The organism is Haloarcula taiwanensis (assembly GCA_002844335.1).
In the GTDB taxonomy this organism is placed as follows: Archaea; Halobacteriota; Halobacteria; order Halobacteriales; family Haloarculaceae; genus Haloarcula; species Haloarcula taiwanensis.
Window position 1 is genome coordinate 623,520 of sequence record CP019154.1, and the last position, 11,860, is coordinate 635,379.

Annotated in this window: 10 protein-coding genes; 6 read left to right on the top strand and 4 right to left on the bottom strand. The window is 64.9% G+C overall.

Annotated features, from left to right (window positions below; translation table 11 throughout):
* The first annotated feature begins 44 nt into the window (after positions 1-44).
* Complete coding sequence (locus BVU17_03250) at positions 45-1,559, top strand: universal stress protein UspA (GenBank protein ID AUG46584.1); 1,515 nt, start codon at positions 45-47, stop codon at positions 1,557-1,559.
* Here BVU17_03250 and BVU17_03255 read toward each other — a convergent pair.
* The gene (locus tag BVU17_03255; protein ID AUG46585.1) at positions 1,556-2,764 is read right to left on the bottom strand and encodes a potassium channel protein; all 1,209 of its coding nucleotides are present in this window, start codon (positions 2,762-2,764) and stop codon (positions 1,556-1,558) included. The two genes, BVU17_03250 and BVU17_03255, sit on opposite strands and share 4 nt — an antisense overlap.
* A gap of 29 nt (positions 2,765-2,793) precedes the next feature.
* Between BVU17_03255 and BVU17_03260 the strand changes: the two genes are divergently transcribed.
* The 3 genes from BVU17_03260 (at position 2,794) to BVU17_03270 (ending at position 6,222) form a co-directional block, all read left to right on the top strand.
* On the top strand, positions 2,794-4,074 hold the full coding sequence (locus BVU17_03260) for a potassium transporter TrkA (protein AUG46586.1): 1,281 nt from the start codon (positions 2,794-2,796) through the stop codon (positions 4,072-4,074).
* Positions 4,071-5,834 carry a potassium transporter TrkA gene (locus BVU17_03265; protein ID AUG46587.1) on the top strand — a complete coding sequence of 588 codons (1,764 nt, stop codon included), beginning with the start codon at positions 4,071-4,073 and terminating at the stop codon, positions 5,832-5,834. Before BVU17_03260 ends, BVU17_03265 begins: the two co-directional genes overlap by 4 nt.
* Positions 5,835-5,943: 109 nt before the next feature.
* On the top strand, positions 5,944-6,222 hold the full coding sequence (locus tag BVU17_03270) for a molybdopterin synthase sulfur carrier subunit (protein AUG46588.1): 279 nt from the start codon (positions 5,944-5,946) through the stop codon (positions 6,220-6,222).
* Positions 6,223-6,240: 18 nt separating this feature from the next.
* Here BVU17_03270 and BVU17_03275 read toward each other — a convergent pair whose 3' ends face one another.
* From BVU17_03275 to BVU17_03285, 3 genes are all read right to left on the bottom strand, one after another.
* On the bottom strand, positions 6,241-7,896 hold the full coding sequence (locus BVU17_03275) for a histidine kinase (protein ID AUG46589.1): 1,656 nt from the start codon (positions 7,894-7,896) through the stop codon (positions 6,241-6,243).
* Between the two features lie 63 nt (positions 7,897-7,959).
* Positions 7,960-8,838, bottom strand: coding sequence for a GNAT family N-acetyltransferase (locus BVU17_03280; protein ID AUG46590.1), 879 nt, complete (start codon positions 8,836-8,838; stop codon positions 7,960-7,962).
* Between the two features lie 77 nt (positions 8,839-8,915).
* Positions 8,916-10,163: a glutamyl-tRNA(Gln) amidotransferase subunit D gene (locus tag BVU17_03285; protein ID AUG46591.1), complete on the bottom strand. Its 1,248-nt coding sequence runs from the start codon at positions 10,161-10,163 to the stop codon at positions 8,916-8,918.
* 177 nt (positions 10,164-10,340) lie between these two features.
* On the opposite strand from BVU17_03285, the gene BVU17_03290 reads away from it, so the two are divergent.
* On the top strand, positions 10,341-10,940 hold the full coding sequence (locus BVU17_03290; protein ID AUG46592.1) for a hypothetical protein: 600 nt from the start codon (positions 10,341-10,343) through the stop codon (positions 10,938-10,940).
* 73 nt (positions 10,941-11,013) lie between these two features.
* Entirely contained in the window at positions 11,014-11,523 is a 510-nt protein-coding gene (locus BVU17_03295) for a hypothetical protein (GenBank protein ID AUG46593.1), read from the top strand.
* Positions 11,524-11,860: the final 337 nt, after the last annotated feature.

Below are 11,860 nucleotides of genomic sequence, written 5' to 3' on the forward strand. Positions count from 1 at the left end.
TTCCCGGCGGAGGGCTTAACAGATGTTCTCCCGTGGGAACCTGTATGCTCGACCAGTTCCGGAAGTGGTTCCACGCGGCGGTCAGGCGACTCCGGCGGGTCGAGCGCCGCGAACTGCAGGACTTCAGGCGGTGGGCCGAGGTGACGGAAAACCTCGTTCACCTCTCTATGCTGGTGTTTGTCCCGCTCGCTATCGTGCTGGTGACGACGCTGGCAAACGCCGTCCCACGACTGAGTTTCCTGCTGTTCCCGCCGCTCGCGGCGGGGTCGTACACGCTCTTTGTCGACCCGACGAGCAAGTACTCCGACCCGAAGCGGTTCGTCGCGGGCCTCACCATCGGCGCGGTCTGTGGGCTGGGTGCACTCGCAGTCTCGAACAGCTATCTCACAGCGCCGGGCGGCCAGTTCGGCGTCAACGCGCTCGGTGCCGGCCTCGCCGTCTTCGCCACTGGCGTAGTCACCTGGCCGCTGGACATCGAGGAGCCGTCGTCGTACTCGACCGCGCTGCTGGCACTGCTGGTCGAACCGAGCCAGCAGGCGACGTTCGTCGCCAGTGTCTTCCTCGCCAGTTCGCTCGTGGCAGTACTCTTCGTCATCTGGCGCGAGCAGTTCTACGAACAGCGAGCAACGTACCTGTACGAGTCGATGTCCGGTGACGACCACGTTCTGGTCCCGATGCGCGGCGACGCAGCGGGACAGACAGCGATGCTGGGCGCACGACTCGCGGCCGCTCACGAGGCCGGCAAAGTCGTCCTGCTGGACGTGGTTTCGGACAGCGACGCCGCCACGGCCCAGCAAACCCTCACACGGGACACGATACAGCTTGACATCCGGTCCGAGAACGGGGGCGAGCCGGCGTCGGCAGAAACCCGCCCGGTTGGCGACGGCGGTGACCCGGCAACCGCCCCGGCGTCGCCCGAGCAGACGGACCTCGAAGCGGAGATCGATTGGCTGGAGACCCACGCGGACCGGATCGAGACGCGGACGGGCGTCTCCTGTCAGGTCGTCGTCGCGAGCGACCACGGGTCGCCGGCGAAGACAACGCTGCAGACTGCGGCCGAAACCAACTGCGATCTCATTGTCGCACCCTACGAAAGCCAACACGGGGCGCTGACGCCGTATTTACAGCGGCTCTTCCGCAGTGAAAGCGATGTCGTCGTCCACCGCTCCCGGAGCGACCGGACCCGCTGGAAACAGGTCATCGTCCCCGTCCGTAGTGTCAGCGATGTGGCTCACAATATGGTCGACTTCGCCACACGACTGGCCGGCCGGAGCGGGCGGGTCGCCGTCGCGACCTGTATCGGCTCCCGTGGGGACCGCCGCCGGGCCGAAGAGATGCTTGCGGACCTCATCGAACCGTACGAGGGCGCGTTCGAGACGCGGGTTCCGCGGACGGATATCCAGACGTTTCTGTCCGATACGGCGTCGCAGTACGACCTCGTCATGATCGGGGCAAGCCGCGACCGGAGCAAGGCGTCGCGGTTCATCTCCCCACCGACGTTCGAACGGCTGGAGGACGTGGAAACGGATGTCGCTATCGTCGACCGCGGTCGAGCCTAAATCTCCGCGTCGTCCTCGTCGTTCACGTCGAGCAGGTGGTCGGCGATGTTCTCCATCCCCTCGCGGCCCAGCGCGGACTGGACGATGAGGTGGCCGCCCAGTACTGCGGGGCTGATGACCGTGTCCGCGCCCGCTCGCCGAAGCTTTTCGATGTTTTCGCGGTCCGTCGCCGCGGCGACGATGTTGACCGTCGGATTGAGCGTCTGGGCCGTCAGTATCGCCAGCGCGTCCTGCGCGTCGTCGTTCGTCGCCGCGACGACCGCTGCGGCGTCCTCGATACCGGCCCGTTGCATGGGTACTTCGTCGCTCGGGTCCGCAGTCAGGACGGCGATGTCCTGTTGCTGGAGCCGGGTGGCCGTCTCCGTGTCCGGCGTGATGACAACGAACTCGATTTCGCCGGTCAGCTCTTCGATAATCGGTTCCGTCAGGTCGCCGTGGCCGAGTACCAGTACGTGGTTCTCAAGCAGGTCCAGTTGTGCGTCAGTCATGTTTCCGAGTGCCTCCGAAAGCCGTTTTTCGATTGCCGGTCCCAGCAGCGACCCCAGCGCGATGGCGAAACTGGCCGTTCCGAGGACGACCACGGACATGCCGAACAGTTTCGCTTGCTGGCTCTGTGGGGTCATATCGCCGTACCCGACAGTGCTGGCCGTGACCAGCGTGTAATAGAACGCATCAGTCGCCGTCGAAAGGTTGGTGAATTCATCGCGGAGCGCGTACGACCCCGCCGTTCCGTACATGAGCGAGCCGAGGAGCGCCGCGCCAGCGGCCAGTTGCGCCGTCGAGAGGTCGATCGGTCGGTCGAACCGCCGTCGATTCAGGAGCATCGTCGGGAGCGAGAGCAGCGAGAGGGCGACAAGCGGAATCGAAACCGCCGAACTCGGCACGGAGCCGACGAACGGAATCGACACCGCGGAGTTCTGTACCAGCCCCTGTACCGCCGCCACGGGGAGCAAGACGACGGTCGCGTACCACGCGATTCGCAGGCGACGGCGGAGTCCAACGACGCTGACGAGGAGCGTGAACCCCGTGAGTGCGCCGGTGAACCCGGCGGTGCGCTGGATGCTGCGCGGAATGAGGTCCCCGAGCGGCCCGCTGATCGACACGGCACTGATATTGACCACACCAGTGACGAACGACAGCACCGCTACCAACACCGGCAAGAGGATTGTCGCGCGCGCTCCCAGCCAGTCCCGCGGTCTGTCCATACCCATCCAGATTACATCGGTCGGTGTAAATGTACTGTCCGCGGGCCGGAAGCGATTTACTACCGGCCACGCAGGGTGTGGACATGGCTTCGCTCCCGGTCGAGGTGTTGATGGGGATCTATCTGGGGCTGTTGGTGGGAGTGATACCGGCGCTCGTCTCGTGGGCGCTGGGGTTCAGTTTCAAGTATTTCACCGGTATTACCGTGCCAGGGTTCGGTGTCGTCGTGCTCGCAATCGCACTTGCCGGCGTCAGCGGCGGCCTCATGGCACTGGCTGATAAGTCGATTACGCAGGCCCCCAACGCCGAACGAGTGATCACTGCAATCATCCTCGTCGGGATGGTGTCGCTGTACGCACACAGCAAGGGCGACCAGCTCGGGGCAACGTTCCCGAAGCGACTCTCTTTACAGGGGCTACGCGAAAAGAAACTCTCCGCGGACGTGGTTGAATTCGTCGGTGGCCGTGACGAGGTCCGTATTCGTATTGTCGGCGACGTGGCCGACATGGAGGGGTATCCGCCGCTTTCGGAGCCGCTTCGTGCCGACATCCGAAACGAGGAGTGGCGGTTTCCGGCCGACCTCCGCATCGGCGAACTCGAACGCCGGATGGAAGAGCGACTGAAATCCGAGTTCGACCTCGGTGACGCCGCCGTCTCAATCGACGAGCAGGGGCGGGCGACGGTCGTCGCCGCGCCGCCGTTTTCGGGGCTGTCGAAGCGCGTGGGCGATAATCGCCACGCCGTTTCGGTTGAGGCGCTGTTGCCGACCGGTCTGGCCCGCAACGACGAGGTGACAGTGCTGACTGAGGACGCGCAGGTACGGGGGACTGTCGTCAGTGCCCGGTCGGACCCGGTGGCCGACGAGACGCCCGCCGAGACGCCAACGGAACCGGAAATCGCCGACACCGAGCCACCTCCGACGCCGGTCCGGGCCCCGACGACCGACGGTGGCGAGGGGCGACTCACCGTCGCCGTGACCCGGACGGATGTCCAACCGCTCCTGCGCTCAGCCCGGCCAAAGGTCGTGGTCGAACCCCGTGGCACACATCGGGAGTACGAACTCGTTTCCCTTCTCCGGCGAGCCGGCAACCGCTTTCGCCGACTCACGGTTCGCACCGACGGCCCGCTTGACGGGACGACGCTCCGGGACGCCCGTGTTCGGGAGGCCTACGACGTTGCTGTCGTCGCCATCCGGACGCCGGACGGCTGGCAAGTCGCACCGCGCGGCGAGGCAGCCGTTGAGGCGGGCGACGAACTGTACGCGATTGGTCGCCGAACCGACCTCGATGCCTTCGCGGAGGCGGTCGCATGATGCTGGTCGGCCCGACACTGCTCGCACAGGTCGGTGCGAACCTGCAACTGGGGACGGTGTCACGGGCGCTGGTCGAGGGTGTCGTCTGGCTCCTCGCTATTACGATTCTCGCCGCGACGCCAGCTGGTGCTATCGCCGTCTTCTACCGCTGGTACGTCCGTGAGCGCATTCAGACCGGGCTAGCGGTCCTGTTCGGACTGACTGCGGTCGTCCTCGTCATCGGCGCAACGACCGCGCTCAGTGAGGTCATCGCCCAGCGTGAGGACGTGCTGGCGGCCGGGGCGGTCCTGTTGAACCTCGCCGCGTTCCTCGCCGGCGGCGTCGGGGCCTACGGCGGGATGCGCATCGGGGACCGGCTGGGTGTCGACCTCTTTGCCGCGACCGGCGGCCGAAACATCGACGCCGACGTGAGCGAAATCGTCCAGACCGTCGGCCGCGTCACGTCGGTTCGTCTCCCCGAGGATATCGACGATATCATCGGTTACGACCCGATGCCCGACGAGACAAAAGAGACGCTCGCTGACCGCCGCTTTCTCTTCCCGCGGCGGCTGACGAAAGACGAACTCCGGGAGCGGCTGGTTGGCCGGCTCAAAACCGACTACGGCGTTGGCCACGTGGACGTCGAACTGGCCGACGACGGGAACGTCGACTACCTCGCCGTCGGCTCGCGGGCGGCCGGTATCGGGCCGACGTTGCCACCATCGACGAACGCCGTCGCACTCCGGGCTGACCCGGCCCACGCTGCGAGCGCCGGCGACCTCGTTCAGGTCTGGGAGCAAGCGCCATCGAAACGCGTACTCACCGGGGAACTCCGTGGCGTCGCAGACGACGTGGTGACGGTCGCTATCGACGCCGCCGACACGCCGAAACTCGACCCCCAGACCGAGTACAAACTGGTCACGCTCCCGGTGCAGGACCGCTCTGACCGTGAGTTCGCCTCGCTGCTCCGTGCGGCCGACGAGACAATGGGCACCACCGCCGTCGAACCGGGGAGCATGCTCGACGGCGCGCCGGTCGGCAGTCTAGCAGTGTCAGTGGTCGCGATCACCCGCGACGACACAGCGCCGGAGACAATCCCGTCCCGCGAACGCGTCCTCGCGGCCGGTGACACAATCTACGCAATCGCTACCCCGGACGCGTTGCGGCGGCTGGAACAGGCCACGACAGCGGCGGTGGCGGACGAGCCGGACGACGGCGCGGCTGACGGGGACGGACAGTCAAGCGCGTCTGACTCTGCCCCCCGGAACGAGCGAGCGGACCGACCGGAAACAACGGCGGACGACGCGACTGCTGTCTCGGCTGCCGACAGCGCGCAGAATGTCGACGCGGTCGAGACTGCTGCCGATGCCGCGACCGACGCCGGCACGGACACGACTACGGTCGACACTGCCGACGAGTCAGCAGACTCCGCTGTTGAAGATGCGGCGGCTGAGTCTGCGCTGGCTGATGCCGGCGCTGGCGAGAGGACAACCGAGACTGGCGACGAGGCTCCCGACGACCCGCTGGAGGCACTCCGGAACATCGACACGGAGGAGCCAGGCGACGACCTGACGGCCGAGGAAGCGTTCGACGACGTGCCGGCAGACGACGCCGACGACACCGTCGAGGTGTGGGACCCGGAAGAGCGGATCGGCGAGGCTGACGACGAGTCCGCCGAGGCCGGCGACAGCGACTCGACGGACTCCGAAGCGCCAACCGGGGACGGAGACGGCGCAGACGACGAACCGACCGCTGGTGACGGTTCGGAGGACCGAGACTGAATTTCGAGTGTCGGTACCGCCGGATGCACGCTGTCTGTCTCCTGCCTCCGAACCGACCGGACACACCTCAGTCCGGAACCCTCTTTTGCCAGACGCCCGGAGTACGGCTATGGAGTGGAAACTGTTCGCACACCTCCGGGACGCAGCCGACGGCCAGTCGGTCAGCGTCGATATCGAGGCGGACGCCACGGTCGGCACAGCGCTCGATGCGCTGCTCGCGGCCCGACCGGCGCTCGCCGAGGAGGTGCTCGACGAAAACGAGGAGCTGGCCGACCACATCCGGGTGCTCGTCGACGGCGAAGACCCCTTCGCTACCGGTGATGGGCTGGCGACGGCAGTCGACGAGGAGACGGAACTTGCGTTGTTTCCGCCGGTCAGTGGCGGCTGATACGGATCGGCAGCGGGCTCAGTTTTCCAGCGGCCCCGGCGCCGTCACGTTCGAGATGACGACGCGAACGCCGTCCTGATACTCAGTGTCGAGTGTCACGTCCCACCCGTGGGTCCGGGCAAGCATCCGCAAGTTCGGGAGTGTCATCCCGGCTGCGGCGTCCGGTATCGCGCCGCCGTACTCGAAAAAGGCGTCCGACGCTGTCTCGCCAGCCGGGGTCCCGTCGTCGGTGATGACGATCTCGTCGGCCTCCCGGGAAACGGTGACCGTGGACGCGTCGTTGTGTGCCGCGAACGTGAACCCGCTCTCGAAGAGGTCTCGCAGGCGTGTCGGGTCGGCGATGACCTGTCCCTCTACGTCGGCCGCCATCGTGAGGCCGTTGGTGTCAGCACGTTCCCAAGCCCCGTCGACGATTGGCCTGAGGTCGACAGCCGTCGTCTCGTCGATTGTCTGTCCATGTCGAGCCAGCGTCGCGAGTCCGTTGACGATTTCGGACATCCGTTCGGCCGTCTCGGATGTCGACCGGAGGGAGTCTCTTGCCAGGTCCACCTCGCCGCGGTCCAGAGCGTTGCCGGCGACGGAGACACGACCGGTGATTATCTGGAGCGTGTTCAGAAGCTCGTGTCTGATTGCAGTGGCGAACCCCTCCAGTTGTTCGTTCTGTCTGTCAAGCTCGCGGCGACGCCGTTCGCTTTCGGTCACGTCGGTGAACACGAGCATCCGACCGATATTGACCTGTCCCAGCGAAAACGAGGTGTCGCTGACGAGGTAGTACTCTGCTCCGCCACCACGGTTTCGTTCGAGAATCTGCTCGTCCGTTTGCAGTATTTCGGTGACGGCCGGCAGCACCGTCTCAAGGTTCTGTCCGCGGCTCCCGGACAGGGCCGGAAAAAGCCGCTGTGCCTTGCCGTTTGCTTCCTTGATATAGCCGTCATCATCAAGATACACGACCGCTTCGTCGACGCCATCGGTCAACTGGACGGCGAGAAACGCCTCGTCGTACACGTAGAGGACACCGAGCGCGAACAGTGCCACACCGAGCGGTTCGTGGTTGATATCGAGGAGGAGGTCGCTGACGTACCCGACGATATCGAGGATGACCGGCAGCGCTGTAATCCCGACAAGAACCCCGAGCGGACGGGTGTCGTAGTCCGCTTCGAGGAACAGTTCGAACAGCATGAAGAAGCCGACAGTGACGAGCGCGTAGGAGAGCCCTGTCACCACCCAGTGAAACACGCCGTGTGTAATTGCCAGGTGCGGGAACGGGTCGGAAGCGAACTGCGTGGCGAAATAGAGCCCGTGAAACGGATTGGTTAGCTTTACCGCAACGACAGCGAGATACACGCTGACAGCGACCGCACGGTACAGTCGATTCCGGTGGAATGCCCGCCCGGTGTACGCCGAGCAAAAGTATAGCCACGCGCCGACCGTCGCGAGCCCGACGACGAGGCTGCCGAGGTAGAACGCGTATCCCAGCGTCCCGGGCGTGATCAGGAAGCCGAGTTGCAGCGCCGCCCAGCCGCCGCTACAGAGGAGGAGTCCGACCATCCCGCGGCGAGTATCCGGGTCTTCCATGCGAGCGGCTCTGTAGAGCCCGACACCGCATCCGGCTGCCGCGAGAGCGTATGCCGCGACGTACGCGAGAAATGCCGGAGAGCTCCCGACCAGATTCATCTACCTATGGTATGGAGAGTCTTTCAATGAGTGTTGTGTCCGCGTTATCGCCTATGATAACTCTCAGAGGTCGCGGATTTCGAACACGTAGTCCGGACACTCGCTGATGTCTCCGCCGGCGTACGCGGCCTGGGCCACGTGTCGCGGTGTCTCGGGGATGAGGACTCGTGTCCCGTCGACGCCGAGCCTCGCTGCATCGGCAGCGATCGCATCGAATAGGGCCCGTGCAGCGTCGACGTTGCTCCATACCCCGACTGCGTACTCTGCGAGCCGTTCGCCGTCAGCGTCGGTCGTCCGGGCGCGACACGCCATCCCCTGTGGCTTCTCGCCGACGGTCAGGACCGCCCGTTCAGTCGCTAGCCGGTCGAGCGTCTCCCGCGTCAGCGTCGAGAGCGCCCAGCTCTCTCCGCTGTCGAGCGCGAGCCCTGACAGGACGTCTCGACCGTCGCTCCCCTGCCAGTAGCGCCATGCTGTCGTAGGATCGTTTCCGACAGACATCTCGGGCGTTACGTCGGCCGGCTCGGGGTGTGCCCAGCGGAACGACGTGACCGCTTCGAAGCCAGCAGCCAGCGACTGGCCGAGCCCGGCCTCGTTCCAGGAAAACACCATGCTTCGGCCGACTGACGCGCCGGCATCGGCCGCCCATTCGATGAGGCGGTCGGTCAGCAGCGACCCCAACCCCTGCCCTCTGTAGTCCGCGTCGACACGCATCCCCTGGAACCATGCTTCGGTCTCGGTGAGTCTGACGGCCTGCGCGATGCCGACGGCGTGGCCGTCAACGTCGACGACGAGGGTTTTCCGGTCCGGGCCGTCGTCGTCGACCCAGTCGTGGAACACGTCCGGGATGTAATCAGCCATCGCGCGGTCGGCCCAGACATCGCTGGTCAGGTCGACAATAGCCTCGTAGTCGTCGTGACAAGCCGTCCGAACAGTCGGCGACATACCGTTGGACTCGCCCGCGACGATAAAAAAGAGACGCTCCGCGGAGCCACACCGTGACTACTGCGCCGGTCCCAGCGCTACAACCAGGGTGTCGAGCGCTGCTGAATCTCGCCGGCAAGGGGCTCTTGCATCGTATCGGCCACGTCGTCGCTGTTGGCCAGCGCCCACATGAGCTTGACCTTCGCTGTACCGGGGAGCATATCTTCGCCCTCAGTGACGCCGGCGTCAAGCAGGTCCCGTCCGGTATCGTAGACGCGGTCACAGACCCGGCCTTCGAGGCACTGGCTGGTCATGACGACCGGGATGTCCAGTTCCTCGATGGTCCCGATCCAGTCGGTGTTGACATGGCCAAGCCCCGTGCCCTCGATGACAACGCCCTCGCTGTCCTCTGCGGCGGCTTCGAGCAGCGACGGGTCCATCCCCGGCGAGAACTTCAGGAGTTCCACGTCGGTCTCGATGTCGTCGTGCAGCGCCAGGTCGGCGGCGTCCCGTTCGGTGTACTCACGGTGGAACGTAACCGTGCTCTCGCCGTCGATGTCGTAGTCGACCTCGCCAAGCGGCTTCGCGCCGACTGTCTCGAAGGCGTCCCGGCGCGAGGTGTGGTTCTTCCGGACGCGGGTGCCGCGGTGGAGCGCACAGCGGTCGTCGGACTCGTCTGCGTGCATACAGACCAGCACCTCCGCACAGTCGCTCGTCGCAGCCTCGACCGCCGAAACAGCGTTCATCACGTTGTCCGAGGACGGGCGGTCCGCCGACCGCTGGCTGCCAGTAAACACGATTGGAACCGGCGTGTCGAGCATGAACGACAGCGCCGACGCGGAGTACTGCATCGTGTCGGTGCCGTGCATGACGACGATGCCGTCTGCGCCGGCCTCGATTTCCTCGTGGACCGCCTGCGCGAGGTCCTGCCAGACGGCCGGGGTCATGTTCTCCGAGAGAATATTCGCGACGACGCGGCCGCGGTAGTTCGCCATCCCGGCGAGGTCCGGGACCGCTCGCAGTACGTCCTCTGCGTCGAACTGGGCCGTCACTGCACCGGTACGGTAGTCGACGGTCGAGGCGATGGTCCCGCCGGTGGAGATGAGCGACACCGTCGGGAGGTCGTCGTCGAATTCGATTGCCGACTGACTCTGTTCGTCCTGCGCGCTCTCGACGTCGTACACGTCCGACTCCAGCACGTCGACGGATGCGCCCTCGCGGTCGATACCGACGTTGTACCCGCCGTCGAGTTTGACGACGAGGTGCTCGGGCGTACTCGATGGAAGCAACACGCCCTCGTATGTCTGGGCCGCGCGCTCGACGCGGACCCGGTCGCCTGCGTTCATGCGCGGCACTTTCCGCCGGTGGGACTTGAACCCACTCGTTTCGCCGAGCCTTTTCAGCTATACGCCGGACCTGACGACGACCCGCGGCTCCGGTGTGTGGGGCAGTTCGCAGTCGGACTCTCAACACACACGATACCAAACCACAATGTTATCTCACTCGACATGCTCCTAACACGTATGGCAGACAACAAGAACGGGCGCGAAGCGCAGGCTCGAAACGAGGAGCGCCGCCAGCGCGAGCGCGCTATCGCCGAGGAGCTCGAGCGCGCGGACGAGCCCGAGCCGCCAGTCGACTCGACGGAACTCGCGTCCTTCGAGACTGAACTCGACACGCTCGAATTCCCGGCATCAGCGGCTACGGTGGTCGATGCGGTTGGCGATTACGAGATCAAGTCGGCCGAGGGAACGCACACCGTTGCGAATCTCTTGCCCGATGCAGCGGTCGAGTCGTTCGACTCGCCGGCCGAGGTCCGGACCCGAGTCCAGCGGCCGACCGTAGCGGGGGCGATGAAACGGATTGTAAAGGCTGCCGACAGGTATCAAAGCGCGTCGTTCGGTGCCTCACAGCGCGACGGGTACGAGCGGACGTTCCGGGCGCTGCAAGCTATCGATGCGGATGACGACGACGAAGGCATTCGCGCTATCGCCGACTGGATTATTGAGCACATTCACGAGAACGAGACGCTACCGGGGTCCCGCGACGTGCGCCGACGGGCGTCGGAGTTCTGCCGGTCGAACGGTTACTCGGTTCGCAACGACGACTGGCTCGGTATCTGAGCGACACACCGCCGTCTCCCTGACTGCCGACAGGCCCCAAAAGGACCATACTACTCGCCGTCCCATACTCAGTATGGCCGAACGAACCGAGGAGCGGACCCGCGACGCGGACGCGCAGTCGGACGGTGACCTCGGCGTCGATGTCGGCACGACGGAATCAGTAGAGACGGACGTCGCTGTCGGGGAATCACGCGACACGACGTCGTCTATCACCGAAACGTCCACCACAGACAGCGGCAGCTACTTCTCACTGCGGGCGCTGCTGTTCGCCTTCGGCGCGGTCGGCGGCGGGATGGTGCTTGGCGGACTGATACCGCTCGTGCCGTTCACCGAACTGCTCGGCATCGTACTCGGCGGATTCGTCTACGGACTGCTCGCCAGCGAGCGCCGATACGCCGAACTGGGGCTGGCGGGCGGTGTCAGCGGCGGCGCAACGGCCGTTCTGTCCCTCCTCCCACAGCTTGCTGCGGGACTGAACGGTACCAGACTGTTCGCCATCGCCGGTGGGGTCGGTCTCGTCCTCGCGCTCGTCGGACACTACTTCGGCCGGGACCTTCGCAGTGGGCTGACGAGAGACCTGTAGCTTTTCAGGCGACTGTGCCGGTCAGTATCGCGACCGTGCTTGCTGCATTTGCTGCAGTGCATTCCACGGTCCCGTCGCTCGGACTGCAATAGAGGTATCAGACAAACGCTGTTGAAATCTTCTGCCCGTCTTTCGTTTGTGACGGCTCGCTACGATTTCGGCGTGAACGGACGTTTTCGGTGCGACCGATTGTCTCCGTCTCGTCGAACACATCTATAACTTGTTCAATAGTCCAAAAAATAAATAATAATATGATTATACGTTGTTTTCTATGGCCACCTAACCATAATATCTTGAGTTGACAACTCTTATAACTCTCGTATGTAAATCCCGGACC